Annotated in this window: 24 protein-coding genes; all 24 read right to left on the bottom strand. The window is 66.2% G+C overall.

Features of this window, described 5'->3' with window-relative positions; genetic code table 11:
• Positions 1 to 23: 23 nt before the first annotated feature.
• The 24 genes from map to rpsJ all read right to left on the bottom strand — a co-directional run bounded on the left by map (position 24) and on the right by rpsJ (position 13,021).
• Positions 24 to 863, bottom strand: a complete 840-nt coding sequence (map, locus tag ABZ845_RS04665) for a type I methionyl aminopeptidase (RefSeq protein WP_360972898.1) — start codon at positions 861 to 863, stop codon at positions 24 to 26.
• 160 nt (positions 864 to 1,023) lie between these two features.
• Positions 1,024 to 1,686, bottom strand: a complete 663-nt coding sequence (locus tag ABZ845_RS04660) for an adenylate kinase (protein ID WP_360972896.1) — start codon at positions 1,684 to 1,686, stop codon at positions 1,024 to 1,026.
• Positions 1,686 to 2,999, bottom strand: a complete 1,314-nt coding sequence (secY, locus tag ABZ845_RS04655; protein WP_360972894.1) for a preprotein translocase subunit SecY — start codon at positions 2,997 to 2,999, stop codon at positions 1,686 to 1,688. Before secY ends, ABZ845_RS04660 begins: the two co-directional genes overlap by 1 nt.
• Before the next feature lie 245 nt (positions 3,000 to 3,244).
• Positions 3,245 to 3,700 (bottom strand): 50S ribosomal protein L15, encoded by a 456-nt coding sequence (rplO, locus tag ABZ845_RS04650; RefSeq protein WP_023547373.1) that lies wholly within the window; start codon positions 3,698 to 3,700, stop codon positions 3,245 to 3,247.
• A gap of 2 nt (positions 3,701 to 3,702) precedes the next feature.
• Positions 3,703 to 3,885 carry a 50S ribosomal protein L30 gene (gene rpmD / locus ABZ845_RS04645; RefSeq protein WP_037747988.1) on the bottom strand — a complete coding sequence of 61 codons (183 nt, stop codon included), beginning with the start codon at positions 3,883 to 3,885 and terminating at the stop codon, positions 3,703 to 3,705.
• On the bottom strand, positions 3,885 to 4,490 hold the full coding sequence (rpsE, locus tag ABZ845_RS04640) for a 30S ribosomal protein S5 (RefSeq protein ID WP_009190144.1): 606 nt from the start codon (positions 4,488 to 4,490) through the stop codon (positions 3,885 to 3,887). Before rpsE ends, rpmD begins: the two co-directional genes overlap by 1 nt.
• A 35-nt stretch (positions 4,491 to 4,525) precedes the next feature.
• Positions 4,526 to 4,909, bottom strand: a complete 384-nt coding sequence (gene rplR / locus ABZ845_RS04635; RefSeq protein ID WP_066995715.1) for a 50S ribosomal protein L18 — start codon at positions 4,907 to 4,909, stop codon at positions 4,526 to 4,528.
• Between the two features lie 3 nt (positions 4,910 to 4,912).
• Entirely contained in the window at positions 4,913 to 5,452 is a 540-nt protein-coding gene (gene rplF / locus ABZ845_RS04630) for a 50S ribosomal protein L6 (protein ID WP_360972892.1), read from the bottom strand.
• A gap of 24 nt (positions 5,453 to 5,476) precedes the next feature.
• The gene (gene rpsH / locus ABZ845_RS04625) at positions 5,477 to 5,875 is read right to left on the bottom strand and encodes a 30S ribosomal protein S8 (protein WP_131564570.1); all 399 of its coding nucleotides are present in this window, start codon (positions 5,873 to 5,875) and stop codon (positions 5,477 to 5,479) included.
• 209 nt (positions 5,876 to 6,084) lie between these two features.
• A complete protein-coding gene (locus ABZ845_RS04620) occupies positions 6,085 to 6,270 on the bottom strand; it encodes a type Z 30S ribosomal protein S14 (RefSeq protein WP_003948630.1) in 186 nt (61 codons plus the stop codon).
• A 5-nt stretch (positions 6,271 to 6,275) separates the two neighbouring features.
• Positions 6,276 to 6,833, bottom strand: a complete 558-nt coding sequence (gene rplE, locus ABZ845_RS04615; RefSeq protein ID WP_016434630.1) for a 50S ribosomal protein L5 — start codon at positions 6,831 to 6,833, stop codon at positions 6,276 to 6,278.
• Positions 6,833 to 7,156: a 50S ribosomal protein L24 gene (gene rplX / locus ABZ845_RS04610; protein ID WP_310764877.1), complete on the bottom strand. Its 324-nt coding sequence runs from the start codon at positions 7,154 to 7,156 to the stop codon at positions 6,833 to 6,835. The genes rplE and rplX overlap by 1 nt, the downstream gene beginning before the upstream one ends.
• Before the next feature lie 2 nt (positions 7,157 to 7,158).
• Positions 7,159 to 7,527, bottom strand: coding sequence for a 50S ribosomal protein L14 (rplN, locus tag ABZ845_RS04605; RefSeq protein WP_003998823.1), 369 nt, complete (start codon positions 7,525 to 7,527; stop codon positions 7,159 to 7,161).
• Between the two features lie 130 nt (positions 7,528 to 7,657).
• On the bottom strand, positions 7,658 to 7,942 hold the full coding sequence (rpsQ, locus tag ABZ845_RS04600; RefSeq protein ID WP_018543912.1) for a 30S ribosomal protein S17: 285 nt from the start codon (positions 7,940 to 7,942) through the stop codon (positions 7,658 to 7,660).
• Positions 7,942 to 8,166, bottom strand: coding sequence for a 50S ribosomal protein L29 (rpmC, locus tag ABZ845_RS04595; RefSeq protein WP_055632347.1), 225 nt, complete (start codon positions 8,164 to 8,166; stop codon positions 7,942 to 7,944). The genes rpsQ and rpmC overlap by 1 nt, the downstream gene beginning before the upstream one ends.
• Positions 8,166 to 8,585 carry a 50S ribosomal protein L16 gene (gene rplP, locus ABZ845_RS04590; protein WP_018564810.1) on the bottom strand — a complete coding sequence of 140 codons (420 nt, stop codon included), beginning with the start codon at positions 8,583 to 8,585 and terminating at the stop codon, positions 8,166 to 8,168. Before rplP ends, rpmC begins: the two co-directional genes overlap by 1 nt.
• Before the next feature lie 5 nt (positions 8,586 to 8,590).
• Complete coding sequence (gene rpsC / locus ABZ845_RS04585; protein ID WP_003998826.1) at positions 8,591 to 9,412, bottom strand: 30S ribosomal protein S3; 822 nt, start codon at positions 9,410 to 9,412, stop codon at positions 8,591 to 8,593.
• Positions 9,412 to 9,759 carry a 50S ribosomal protein L22 gene (gene rplV, locus ABZ845_RS04580; RefSeq protein ID WP_360972887.1) on the bottom strand — a complete coding sequence of 116 codons (348 nt, stop codon included), beginning with the start codon at positions 9,757 to 9,759 and terminating at the stop codon, positions 9,412 to 9,414. The genes rpsC and rplV overlap by 1 nt, the downstream gene beginning before the upstream one ends.
• A 42-nt stretch (positions 9,760 to 9,801) precedes the next feature.
• Positions 9,802 to 10,083, bottom strand: a complete 282-nt coding sequence (gene rpsS / locus ABZ845_RS04575; protein ID WP_005481224.1) for a 30S ribosomal protein S19 — start codon at positions 10,081 to 10,083, stop codon at positions 9,802 to 9,804.
• 12 nt (positions 10,084 to 10,095) lie between these two features.
• Entirely contained in the window at positions 10,096 to 10,932 is an 837-nt protein-coding gene (gene rplB, locus ABZ845_RS04570; protein ID WP_360972885.1) for a 50S ribosomal protein L2, read from the bottom strand.
• Positions 10,933 to 10,970: 38 nt separating this feature from the next.
• A complete protein-coding gene (gene rplW / locus ABZ845_RS04565; RefSeq protein WP_360972883.1) occupies positions 10,971 to 11,390 on the bottom strand; it encodes a 50S ribosomal protein L23 in 420 nt (139 codons plus the stop codon).
• Complete coding sequence (rplD, locus tag ABZ845_RS04560) at positions 11,390 to 12,043, bottom strand: 50S ribosomal protein L4 (RefSeq protein WP_360972881.1); 654 nt, start codon at positions 12,041 to 12,043, stop codon at positions 11,390 to 11,392. Before rplD ends, rplW begins: the two co-directional genes overlap by 1 nt.
• An 8-nt stretch (positions 12,044 to 12,051) precedes the next feature.
• Positions 12,052 to 12,696: a 50S ribosomal protein L3 gene (rplC, locus tag ABZ845_RS04555; RefSeq protein ID WP_360972879.1), complete on the bottom strand. Its 645-nt coding sequence runs from the start codon at positions 12,694 to 12,696 to the stop codon at positions 12,052 to 12,054.
• A gap of 16 nt (positions 12,697 to 12,712) precedes the next feature.
• On the bottom strand, positions 12,713 to 13,021 hold the full coding sequence (gene rpsJ, locus ABZ845_RS04550; protein ID WP_003948644.1) for a 30S ribosomal protein S10: 309 nt from the start codon (positions 13,019 to 13,021) through the stop codon (positions 12,713 to 12,715).
• Positions 13,022 to 13,530: the final 509 nt, after the last annotated feature.

The following is a 13,530-nucleotide window of genomic DNA, read 5'->3' as shown; positions in this document are numbered from 1 at the left end:
TCATGCGAGGAGAACGGGCGGGTTCAGCCCGCCAGCGGGTCCGGGGCGGCCGTGATGCCGTACTCGGCGAGCTTGGCCTTGCCTCCGTCAGGGGCGGTCAGCACCAGCGGACCCTGTTCGGTCAGGGCGACGGAGTGCTCCCAGTGCGAGGACCAGGTGCCGTCCGTGGTGATCACGGTCCAGTCGTCGGACAGGACCTCGGTCTTCGGCGTGCCCAGGGACACCATCGGTTCGATGGCCAGGCAGAAGCCGGGCACCAGCTTGGGGCCCTTGCCCCGGCGGCGCTCCACGTAGTTCAGCAGATGCGGGTCCATGTGCATCTCGGTGCCGATGCCGTGGCCGCCGTAGTCCTCGATGATCCCGTACTTTCCGCCGCCCGGCTTGGGCTGGCGGCGGATGTACGTCTCGATCGACCGGGAGACGTCGACGAGCCGGTTGCCCTGCTTCATCGCCGCGATCCCGGCCCACATGGACTCCTCGGTCACGCGGGACAGCTCGATCAGCTCCGGGGCGTGACCGGAGCCCACGAACGCGGTGTAGGCAGCGTCCCCGTGCCAGCCGTCGATGATGGCGCCGCAGTCGATGGAGATGATGTCCCCGTCCTTGAGGACGACGTCGTCGGACGGGATGCCGTGGACGACGACCTCGTTCACGGAGGTGCAGATCGTCGCCGGGAATCCGCCGTAGCCGAGGAAGTTCGGCTTGGCGTTGTGCTCGGCGAGCACCTTGCGCGCGACCTGGTCCAGGTCCTTGGTGGTGGCCCCGGGCACGGCGGCCTCACGGGTGGCCGCATGGATGGCGGCGACGACCAGCCCCGCCTCACGCATCTTGGCGATCTGCTCGGGCGTCTTGATCTGCACCATGACGGCTGCGGCCTTTCTGGACCTTCGGAGCGTACGGACGTCTTCAACGATACGGGCGTGTCCGGAGAGCCTTCTCGAGGACCAGCCCGTCGCCGCTCACGACTCGGCCGCGGCTCCGCACGGGAGCCGCGGCCGGGAACGGCGGTGATGCCGGCGGCGACTACTTGTCGCCGGGCTTCTGGCGGAGCGCCTCCATCGCGCGCTCGGTGACCTCTTCCACCTTGCCGAGCGCCGAGATCGTGACCACCAGGCCCTGCGCCTTGTAGTAGTCGATGATCGGCTCGGTCTGCGTGTGGTAGACCTCGAGACGCGTACGGACGGTGTCCTCGGAGTCGTCGTCGCGCTGGTACAGCTCGCCGCCGCAGACGTCGCAGACCCCGTCCTGCTTCGGCGCCTTGTACGAGACGTGGAAGACGTGCGCCGAGTCGTTGCGGCAGATCCGGCGGCCCGCGATGCGCTTGACGACCTCGTCCTCGGGGACCTCCAGGTCGAGCACCGCGTCCAGCTTCATGCTCTCGCCCTTGAGCATGTCGTCCAGCGCCTCGGCCTGCGACACGTTCCTCGGGAAGCCGTCCAGCAGGAAGCCGCCCCGTGCGTCGGGCTGCTCCATGCGGTCCTTGGCCATGGCGATGGTGACCTCGTCCGGCACGAGCTCGCCACGGTCCATGTAGGACTTCGCGAGCTTGCCGAGCTCCGTCTGCTGGCTGATGTTGGCGCGGAACAGGTCGCCCGTGGAGATGTGCGGAATCGACAGGTTCTTGGCGAGGAACGCGGCCTGCGTTCCCTTCCCGGCGCCAGGCGGCCCGACGAGGACGATTCGCATCAGCGGAGGAACCCTTCGTAGTTGCGCTGCTGGAGCTGGCTCTCGATCTGCTTCACCGTCTCCAGGCCCACACCCACGATGATGAGGATGCTGGTGCCACCGAACGGGAAGTTTCCACTCGCCCCAAAGCCAACCAACGCCACTGTCGGTACGAGAGCGATCAGGCCCAGATACAGCGAGCCAGGCCAGGTGATCCGGTTGAGTACGTAGGACAGGTACTCAGCGGTCGGCCGACCAGCCCGGATGCCCGGGATGAAGCCACCATACTTCTTCATGTTGTCCGCGACTTCCTCGGGGTTGAAGGAGATCGCCACGTAGAAGAACGCGAAGAAAACGATCAGGAGGAAGTAGGCGGTGACATAGATCGGGTGGTCACCCTTGGTCAGGTTGGTCTGGACCCAGGTCTTCCAGCCGGAGTTGCCGCCCGAGAACTGGGCGACCAGGCTCGGGATGTACAGCAGCGACGAGGCGAAGATCACAGGGATGACACCCGCCTGGTTGACCTTCAGCGGGATGTACGTCGACGTACCGCCGTAGGACCGGCGGCCGATCATGCGCTTCGCGTACTGCACCGGGATCCGCCGCTGGGCCTGCTCGACGAACACGACCAGACCGACCATGACGAGACCGACGAGGATCACCGTGCCGAACTCGATCCAGCCGTCGGCCAGCTTGCCCTGGAGCTTGATCGTCCACAGCGCGCTCGGGAAGGTGGCGGCGATCGAGATGAACATCAGGATCGACATGCCGTTGCCGATGCCGCGGTCGGTGATGAGCTCACCGAGCCACATCACGACACAGGTGCCGGCCGTCATCACGATGACCATGGTGATCGTGGTGAAGATCGACTGGTCCGGGACGATCTGCGAGGCCACCGGGCAGCCCTGGAAGAGGGCACCACTGCGGGCGGTGGCGACCAGACCGGTTCCCTGGAGGATCGCGAGCGCCACCGTCAGGTAGCGGGTGTACTGGGTGATCTTCGTCGTACCGGCCGAGCCCTCCTTCTTGAGGGCTTCCAGACGCGGGATCACGACGGTGAGCAGCTGAAGGATGATGCTCGCCGTGATGTACGGCATGATGCCGAGCGCGAAAAGCGTGATCTGCAGCAGCGCGCCGCCGCTGAACATGTTGATCAGGCTGAACAGGCCGCGGTTGGCGCTGGCCACGTCCATGCAAGTCTGGACGTTCTTGTAGTCGACGCCCGGGATCGGGATGTGCGTACCGACCCGGTACACCACGATGATGGCCAGCGTGAAGAGCAGCTTCTTGCGCAGGTCGGGCGTCCTGAACGCCCGGGCGAACGCGGTGAGCACGGTGCCTCCTGCGACCCCCGCGCCATTGCGTCAAGGGTGGTGGTCTTGAGAATCCGACTGAACAACGACATGCATAACGCTCGACTGCCGTCTTGAGTGCCCGTACCGCGGCACTCCGTGAAAGTTGGCAGTGCAGGCCACCTTACCGGCGACACCGCCCCCCTTGGAACGACCGACCGGGGATACCCCATTTTGTGGGGTATCCCCGGTCGGGATCGTTCAAGTCATCGAGACGCCTGAAAGGCTCAGACGAGCTCGGTGACGGTACCGCCGGCGGCGGTGATCTTCTCCTTGGCGGAGCCGGAGACGGCGTCGACCGTCACCTGCAGCGCCACGGAGATCTCGCCCTGGCCCAGGACCTTGACGAGGCTGTTCTTGCGAACGGCACCCTTGGCCACGAGACCCTCGACGGTGACCTCGCCACCCTCGGGGTAGAGCGCGGCCAGCTTGTCGAGGTTCACGACCTGGAACTCGGTCTTGAACGGGTTCTTGAAGCCCTTCAGCTTCGGGAGGCGCATGTGGAGCGGCATCTGGCCACCCTCGAAGCGCTCCGGAACCTGGTAGCGGGCCTTCGTGCCCTTGGTACCACGACCGGCCGTCTTACCCTTCGACGCCTCACCACGACCCACACGGGTCTTGGCGGTCTTGGCGCCCGGGGCGGGACGGAGGTTGTGAATCTTGAGCGGGTTCTGCTCCGCCATGATCAGTCGACCTCCTCGACCGTCACGAGGTGGCGGACGGTGTGCACCATGCCGCGGAACTCGGGGCGGTCCTCCTTGACGACCACGTCGTTCAGGCGCTTGAGCCCGAGCGAACGCAGGGTGTCGCGGTGGTTCTGCTTGCTGCCGATGTAGGACTTGACCTGCGTGATCTTGAGCTGTGCCATCACGCACCCGCCCCGGCACGCGCACGCAGCAGGGCCGCGGGGGCGACGTCCTCGAGCGGCAGACCACGGCGGGCCGCGATCTCCTCGGGACGCTGCAGGCCCTTGAGGGCCTCCACGGTCGCGTGCACGATGTTGATGGCGTTGTCGGAGCCGAGCGACTTCGACAGCACGTCGTGGATACCGGCGCACTCGAGCACGGCGCGCACCGGACCACCGGCGATAACACCGGTACCGGGGGACGCGGGCTTGAGCAGCACGACGCCGGCAGCCTTCTCACCCTGGATGGGGTGCGGGATGGTGCCCTGGATGCGGGGGACCTTGAAGAAGTGCTTCTTGGCCTCCTCAACGCCCTTGGCGATGGCGGCCGGCACCTCCTTGGCCTTGCCGTATCCGACACCCACGGTGCCGTCACCGTCGCCCACCACGACCAGCGCGGTGAAGCTGAAGCGACGACCACCCTTCACAACCTTGGCGACACGGTTGATCGCGACAACGCGCTCAACGTACGCGGTCTTCTCGGCGGCAGCTGCGCCGCCGTCACGGCCCTTCCGGTCCCGCCGCTCGCCGCCACCGGCACCGCCACCGCGGCGCTGGGGTCCAGCCATTGGATTACCTCTCTCTTTCCGCTAGCTACAGCGGCTCAGAACTTGAGCCCGGCTTCGCGGGCGGCGTCCGCCAGGGCGGCGATGCGCCCGGCGTACTGGTTGCCACCACGGTCGAACACGACAGCCTCGACACCGGCGGCCTTGGCACGCTCGGCGACCAGGGCGCCGACCTGCTTGGCCTGCGCGGACTTGTCGCCCTCGCCACCACGGACCGACACGTCCAGCGTGGACGCGGAAGCCAGGGTGTGGCCCTTCAGATCGTCGATCACCTGCGCCACGATGTGGCGGTTGGAGCGGGTCACGACCAGACGGGGACGCTCCGCCGTACCGGCGATCCGCTTGCGGATCCGGATGTGACGGCGCTTGATCGCGGCGCGCTTGTAGGCGTCGCCCTTGAGGATCTTCTGCCCGTATGCCATGGCTTACTTACCCGCCTTTCCGACCTTGCGGCGGATGACTTCGCCCTCGTACTTGACGCCCTTGGCCTTGTACGGGTCAGGCTTGCGCAGCTTGCGGATGTTGGCCGCAACCTCGCCGACCTTCTGCTTGTCGATGCCCTCGACCGAGAACCGGGTGGGGGCCTCCACCTTGAAGGTGATGCCCTCGGGGGCCTCGACGGTGATCGGGTGGCTGTAGCCGAGCGCGAACTCGAGGTTCGAGCCCTTGGCCGTAACGCGGTAACCGACACCGCTGATCTCGAGCTTCTTCACGTAACCCTGGGTCACGCCGGTGATCATGTTCGCCACCAGCGTGCGGGACAGGCCGTGCAGGGCCTTGTTCTGACGCTCGTCGTTGGGACGGGTCACCTGGAGGGTGCCGTCCTCGGCCTTGACGATGTCGATCGGCGCGACGACGGTGTGGGTCAGCGTGCCCTTGGGGCCCTTGACCGAGACCGTACGGCCGTCGATGGTGACGTCCACGCCGGCGGGAACCGTGATGGGGAGCTTGCCAATACGCGACATAGCTGTTTCCTCCGTTCCCTTCCGTTACCAGACGTAGGCGAGAACTTCTCCGCCTACGCCCTTCTTGCCGGCCTGCTTGTCGGTGAGGAGCCCGTGGGACGTGGAGATGATCGCCACGCCGAGGCCGCCGAGCACCTTGGGCAGGTTGGTGGACTTCGCGTACACCCGGAGACCGGGCTTGGAGATCCGCTTGATGCCCGCGATGGAGCGCTCACGGTTGGGGCCGAACTTCAGCTCCAGGACGAGGCTCTTGCCGACCTCGGCGTCCTCGACCTTCCAGCCCGTGATGAAGCCCTCCTGCTGGAGGATCTCCGCGATGTGCGACTTGATCTTGGACGCCGGCATCGTCACGGAGTCGTGGTATGCCGAGTTCGCGTTCCGCAGACGCGTAAGCATGTCTGCGATCGGATCAGTCATGGTCATGAATTGGCCTTCGGCCTCTCTCGCCGGGGTTTCCTGGTGCGCCATCCCTCTCCCCGATCCGAGACGGGACGGGTGCGGCGCGGTGGACCTACGGCGTAGTAAGTCGTACGGGCGGCAGACGCCCAACCCCACAAGCCTAAGGCATGCGGGCTGGGCGGTCCGCCGACCCAGATGCTTACCGAGAGTCCTGATTCAACCCAAGTGGGTTGTTACCAGGAGCTCTTGGTGACGCCCGGCAGCTCGCCACGGTGAGCCATCTCACGAAGGCACACGCGGCACAGGCCGAACTTGCGGTACACGGAGTGCGGACGGCCGCAGCGCTGGCAGCGGGTGTAGCCACGCACACCGAACTTGGGCTTGCGAGCAGCCTTAGCGATCAGAGCCTTCTTCGCCATCTCGCTCACGCCTCCTTGAACGGGAAGCCGAGGTGACGAAGGAGCGCGCGGCCCTCAGCGTCGTTGGTCGCCGTGGTGACCACGGTGATGTCCATACCCCGGACGCGGTCGATCTTGTCCTGGTCGATCTCGTGGAACATGACCTGCTCCGTGAGACCGAAGGTGTAGTTGCCACGACCGTCGAACTGCTTGGGGGACAGGCCGCGGAAGTCGCGGATGCGCGGGAGCGCGAGCGACAGGGTGCGGTCCAGGAACTCCCACATGCGGTCACCGCGGAGCGTGACGTGGGCACCGATCGGCTGACCCTCGCGCAGCTTGAACTGCGCGATGGACTTGCGGGCCTTGGTGACGGCCGGCTTCTGACCGGTGATCGTGGTGAGGTCGCGGATGGCGCCCTCGATCAGCTTGGAGTCGCGGGCGGCGTCGCCCACACCCATGTTGACCACGATCTTGACGAGGCCGGGGATCTGCATGACGTTCTCGTACTTGAACTCGTCACGCAGCTTGCCCGCGATCTCCTCGCGGTACTTCTGCTTCAGACGCGGAGTGGTGGTGGTAGCCATCAGATGTCCTCACCCGTCCGCTTGGCAACGCGGATCTTGTTGCCTTCGTCGTCGAAGCGGTAACCGACACGCGTGACGACCTTGTTGCCGTCCTTCTCAACGACCAGCTGGACGTTGGAGACGTGGATCGGCGCCTCGGTCGTGACGATGCCGCCGGCCTGCGAACCGCTGGCGGTCGGGCCGGCCTTGGTGTGCTTCTTGACCCGGTTGACACCCTCGACCAGAACACGGTCCTCGCGGGGGTAGGCCGCGATGACCTTGCCCTGCTTGCCCTTGTCCTTACCGGTGATGACCTGGACCAGGTCGCCCTTCTTGATCTTCATGCTTACAGCACCTCCGGCGCGAGCGAGATGATCTTCATGAACTTCTTCTCGCGCAGCTCACGGCCGACGGGGCCGAAGATACGGGTGCCGCGAGGGTCGCCGTCGTTCTTCAGAATGACGGCGGCGTTCTCGTCGAAGCGGATGTACGAGCCGTCCGGACGGCGGCGCTCCTTGACGGTGCGAACGATGACCGCCTTGACGACGTCACCCTTCTTCACGTTGCCACCGGGGATCGCGTCCTTGACGGTGGCGACGATGACGTCACCGATGCCCGCGTAGCGGCGACCGGAGCCACCGAGCACACGGATGCAAAGGATTTCCTTCGCACCAGTGTTGTCGGCGACGCGCAGTCGCGACTCCTGCTGGATCACGTCTATCTCCTGATTGTCTGCCGGTTCCCCGGGTGCCGCTCGGTCGAGCGGCACCCGGAGCCTGGCGGAACTGTCCTGCGAGGGGTGCCCCACAGGAACCTTGCTTAAGGAATTCCCTTACGGGAATTGCTTACTTGGCCTTCTCGAGGATCTCGACGACGCGCCAGCGCTTCGTCGCGGACAGCGGCCGGGTCTCCATGAGGAGGACACGGTCGCCGACACCCGCGGCGTTCTGCTCGTCGTGCGCCTTGAGCTTGTTCGTACGGCGGATGACCTTGCCGTACAGCGCGTGCTTGACGCGGTCCTCGACGGCGACGACGACGGTCTTGTCCATCTTGTCGCTGACGACAAGACCCTCACGGGTCTTGCGGAAACCGCGAGCCTCTGCGTTCTCAGTCACGTTCTTCTCGCTCATCAGGCGTTCTCCACCGTTTCGATGCCCAGCTCACGCTCGCGCATCAGGGTGTAGATCCGCGCGATGTCCTTGCGGACCGCCTTCAGACGGCCATGGTTCTCGAGCTGGCCCGTCGCCGCCTGGAAGCGGAGGTTGAACAGCTCTTCCTTGGCCTCGCGGAGCTTGCCCAGAAGCTCCTCGTTGCCCAGCTCGCGCAGCTCGGACGCCTTGGTGCCGACCGACATCACGCTTCACCTGCCTCGCGCTTGACGATCCGGCACTTCATCGGCAGCTTGTGGGCCGCACGAGTCAGCGCCTCACGGGCGATCTTCTCGTTCGGGTAGGACAGCTCGAACATCACCCGACCGGGCTTGACGTTCGCGATCCACCACTCCGGGGAACCCTTACCGGAACCCATGCGGGTCTCGGCGGGCTTCTTGGTCAGGGGGCGGTCCGGGTAGATGTTGATCCAGACCTTGCCGCCACGCTTGATGTGACGGGTCATGGCGATACGAGCCGCTTCGATCTGGCGGTTCGTGACGTACGCCGGGGTCAGCGCCTGGATGCCGTACTCGCCGAACGCAACCTGCGTTCCACCCTTGGCCATACCATCGCGCTTCGGGTGGTGCTGCTTGCGGTGCTTGACCCTACGGGGGATCAGCATTTCGGTCAGGCCTCCGTTCCGGTGCTCTCAGCCGGAGCGGACGCGGGAGCCTCGGCCTTGGGGGCCTCGGCGCCTGCAGCCTGCTGCGGCTTGCGACCGCGCCGCTCGCCACCACGGCCACCACGGGCCGGGCGGTCGGCACCACCACGGGCCGGGCGGTTACCCGCACGGGCCGCAGCGTTCTCGGCGCGGACCTCGGCGATGTTCTTGACATCGCCCTTGTAGATCCAGACCTTCACGCCGATGCGGCCGAAGGTCGTCTTGGCCTCGAAGAAGCCGTAGTCCACGTTCGCGCGGAGCGTGTGCAGGGGCACGCGGCCCTCGCGGTAGAACTCCGAGCGGGACATCTCGGCGCCGCCGAGGCGGCCACCGCACTGGATCTTGATGCCCTTGGCGCCCGCCTTCATCGCCGACTGCATGCTCTTGCGCATGGCACGGCGGAAGGAGACGCGGGAGGAGAGCTGCTCGGCAACGGCCTGGGCCACGAGCTGAGCGTCGGTCTCGGGGTTCTTGACCTCGAGGATGTTCAGCTGGACCTGCTTGCCCGTGAGCTTCTCGAGGTCGCCGCGGATGCGGTCGGCCTCGGCGCCACGGCGGCCGATGACGATGCCCGGACGCGCGGTGTGGATGTCCACACGCACACGGTCACGGGTGCGCTCGATCTCGACCTTGGAGATGCCGGCGCGCTCCATGCCGGACGTCATCATCCGACGGATGGCGACGTCTTCCTTGACGTAGTCCTTGTACAGCTTGTCGGCGTACCAACGCGACTTGAAGTCGGTCGTGACACCGAGCCGGAACCCATGCGGGTTTACCTTCTGGCCCATTACCGGGTTCCTTCCTTGCTGCTGACGACCACGGTGATGTGGCTGGTCCGCTTGCGGATCCGGTAGGCACGGCCCTGGGCGCGCGGACGGAACCGCTTCAGGGTCGGGCCCTCGTCGACGTACGCCTCGGAGACGAAGAGGCTGTCGACATCGGTGTGGTCGTAGTTGTGCGCGGCGTTGGCGATGGCGCTGTCCAGCACCTTGCCGACCGGCACGCTCGCGGCCTGCGGGGCGAAACGCAGGACCGCCTGAGCCTCCGTGGCGCTCATGCCACGGATGAGGTCCACCACTCGGCGGGCCTTCATGGGCGTGACGCGGATGTACCGCGCCTGGGCCCTGGCGTCCATGGTTGTCCTTCCAGTGTCTGTCATGGTCATTCCACCCCGCTACTAGCGGCGCTTCGACTTCCGGTCGTCCTTGACGTGACCCCGGAAGGTGCGCGTCGGCGAGAACTCGCCGAGCTTGTGGCCGACCATCGACTCGGTGACGAACACCGGAATGTGGGTCTTGCCGTTGTGCACCGCGATCGTGTGGCCCAGCATGGCCGGGATGATCATCGAGCGACGGGACCAGGTCTTGATGACGTTCTTGGTGCCGGCTTCGTTCTGGACATCCACCTTCTTGATCAGGTGGTCGTCGACGAAGGGCCCCTTCTTGAGACTGCGCGGCATCTGAACCCGCTCCTAGCGCTTCTTGTTCGTCTTGCGGCGGCGGACGATGTACTTGTTGCTCGCCTTCTTGGCGGAACGAGTACGGCCTTCCTTCTGGCCCCACGGGGACACGGGGTGGCGGCCACCGGAGGTACGTCCCTCACCACCACCGTGCGGGTGGTCGACAGGGTTCATGACCACACCACGCACGGACGGGCGGACGCCCTTCCAGCGCATGCGACCGGCCTTGCCCCAGTTGATGTTCGACTGCTCGGCGTTGCCGACCTCGCCAACGGTGGCGCGGCAGCGGACGTCGACCAGGCGGATCTCACCGGACGGCATGCGCAGGTGGGCGTAGGCGCCCTCCTTCGCGAGCAGCTGCACGGAGGCACCGGCCGAGCGGGCGAACTTGGCGCCGCCGCCCGGGCGCAGCTCGATGGCGTGCAGGGTCGTACCGACCGGGATGTTGCGCAGGGCAAGGTTGTTGCCCGGCTTGATGTCGGCCCCGGGACCGTTCTCGACGCGGTCGCCCTGTGCGAGGCCACGCGGCGCGAGGATGTAGCGCTTCTCGCCGTCCGCGTAGTGCAGCAGCGCGATGCGCGCGGTGCGGTTGGGGTCGTACTCGATGTGCGCGACCTTCGCCGGCACGCCGTCCTTGTCGTGACGACGGAAGTCGATCACTCGGTAGGCGCGCTTGTGTCCGCCACCCTGGTGGCGAACGGTCACACGACCGGTGTTGTTACGGCCGCCCTTGTTGTGCAGCGGGCGGACCAGCGACTTCTCCGGCGTGGACCGCGTGATCTCGACGAAGTCGGCGACGCTGGCGCCACGACGGCCCGGCGTAGTCGGCTTGTACTTGCGGATTCCCATTTCTCAGTCCTCGTCCGATATCGGACGATCCGACCCGCTTACGCGGTCGGACCGCCGAAGATGTCGATACGGTCGCCCTCAGCGAGGGTCACGATCGCGCGCTTGGTCGCGGCACGCTGACCGAAGCCGGTCTTCGTGCGCTTGCGCTTGCCCTGGCGGTTGATCGTGTTGACCCCGGTGACCTTGACCGAGAAGACCGCCTGGACGGCCTGCTTGATCTGGGTCTTGTTGGCACTCGGGTCGACGATGAACGTGTACTTGTTCTCGTCGAGAAGCGCGTAGCTCTTCTCGGACACGACCGGCTTCAGCAGGACGTCACGGGGGTCCGTGTACGACTTGCTGACCGGGGTGACGACGGTGTTCTTGCCCTCGGCGGCGTGACGACGCGCCTTGGCGACGCGCGCGGCCTTGGCGGCCTTGGCGGCCTTCGAGGCAATGGCGGGGTGACGGATAGCCATCAGACCTCGCTCCCTTCGGTGTCGTTGGCCTTCGGGCCGGACACGAAGGACTCGAAAGCGGCCTGGGTGAAGACCACGTCGTCGGAGACGATCACGTCGTACGTGTTCAGCTGGCCCGGCTCCAGGATGTGGACCTGGGGCAGGTTACGAGCGGACAGCAGGGCCTTGTCGTTCTCGCGCTCGATGACCAGGAGCACGTTCTTGCGCTCGCTGATCTTGCCGAGGAGAGCCTTGGCGGCCTTGGTGGAGACGTCCGACTCGACCACGTCGGTGACGACGTGGATGCGGTTGTTGCGGGCCCGGTCGGTGAGGGCGTGGCGCAGGGCCGCGGCCTTCATCTTCTTGGGGGTCCGCTGCGAGTAGTCGCGCGGCACGGGACCGTGCACGACGCCACCACCGGCGAACTGCGGCGCGCGGGTCGAACCCTGACGGGCGCGACCGGTGCCCTTCTGGCGGTACGGCTTCTTGCCGCCACCACGGACCTCGCCACGGGTCTTCGTCTTGTGCGTGCCCTGGCGGGCAGCGGCCAGCTGTGCGACGACGACCTGGTGGATCAGCGGGACGCTGACCTTCTCAACGCCGAAGATCTCCGCGGGGAGCTCGACGGAACCGGCCTTCTCGCCCGCCGGCGAAAGGATGTCAACAGTGCTCATCGGTTACCTCAGGCCCCCTTGGCCGCGGTGCGGACCAGGACGAGGCCGCCGTTCGGACCGGGAACCGCGCCCTTGATGAGCAGCAGACCCTTCTCCGCGTCAACGGCGTGGACGGTCAGGTTCTGGGTGGTGACGCGCTCGTTGCCCATGCGACCCGCCATGCGGACGCCCTTGAACACACGGCCCGGGGTGGCGCAGCCACCGATGGAACCGGGAGAGCGGTGCTTGCGCTGAACGCCGTGTCCGGCGCCGAGGCCCTTGAAGTTGTGACGCTTCATGACACCGGCGAAGCCCTTGCCCTTGCTCTTGCCGGTGACGTCGACCTTCACGCCGGCCTCGAACACCTCGGCGGTGATCTCCTGGCCGAGGGTGTACTCGGCGGCGTCCGACGTGCGGAGCTCGACGAGGTGGCGGCGCGGGGTGACGTCGGCCTTGGCGAAGTGACCCTTGAGGGGCTTGTTCACCTTGCGCGGGTCGATCTCGCCGAAGGCGATCTGGACCGACTCGTAGCCGTCGACATCGTTCGTACGAACCTGGGTCACGACGTTGGGGCCGGCCTTGACGACGGTCACGGGGACGACACGGTTGTTCTCGTCCCAGACCTGCGTCATGCCGAGCTTCTCGCCCAGGATGCCCTTGATCTGCTTAGCCATTCTCAGATCACCGGCCTCAGAGCTTGATCTCGATGTCGACACCGGCCGGGAGGTCGAGTCGCATCAGAGAGTCAACGGTCTTGGGGGTCGGGTCGAGAATGTCGATCAGGCGCTTGTGCGTGCGCATCTCGAAGTGCTCGCGCGAGTCCTTGTACTTGTGCGGCGACTTGATGACGCAGTACACGTTCTTCTCAGTGGGCAGCGGCACCGGGCCCGCGACCGACGCACCAGTACGGGTCACCGTCTCGACGATCTTCTTCGCCGAGGAGTCGATGACCTCGTGGTCGTAGGCCTTGAGCCGGATGCGGATCTTCTGTCCCGCCATGGCTACTCAGTAGTCCTGTCTCTCTTACGCTCTGGGACCCGGCGTTCCGAGCCTCTCTCCGACCCACGCGGTCGGGCGTGTCGCGCTCCCACTGACACAGATGTCCCTTGTTCGAACATCCCAGCAGGGGGAACACGGCCCTCCCGGAACCGTGAGACCGGGAGCGAGGAGCCCACCGGGCGCCTGGCCGGTGCCGCACCCACACTTCCCGGAAGATTCCCGTACGTCCGCCCCAGCGCTGCCGTGAGGCAGTTAGGGCGACGAGTACTGTGGGACTCGCTTCCGGTCCTCCCGGCGGGAGGCGTGCAGCATCAACACTCGACCGAGCAACCCCGCTAGTCTGCCATACCAGGCAGGGGCTCCGCCAATCGAGCGGGAGAGAATACCCCGGACGTGACGCAGGTCAAACCGGCTGGCGGTCAGGCACCGCGAGCACTCCCTCGGGACCGCACCACACGGATGCGCCGGCCGGCCGAGCGCATGCCGCCGATCTTCGAACGTCGCGTCCG

The organism is Streptomyces sp. NPDC047022, assembly GCF_040644155.1.
Classification (GTDB): domain Bacteria; phylum Actinomycetota; class Actinomycetes; order Streptomycetales; family Streptomycetaceae; genus Streptomyces.
This window is presented reverse-complemented; position numbering and strand designations above follow the sequence as displayed.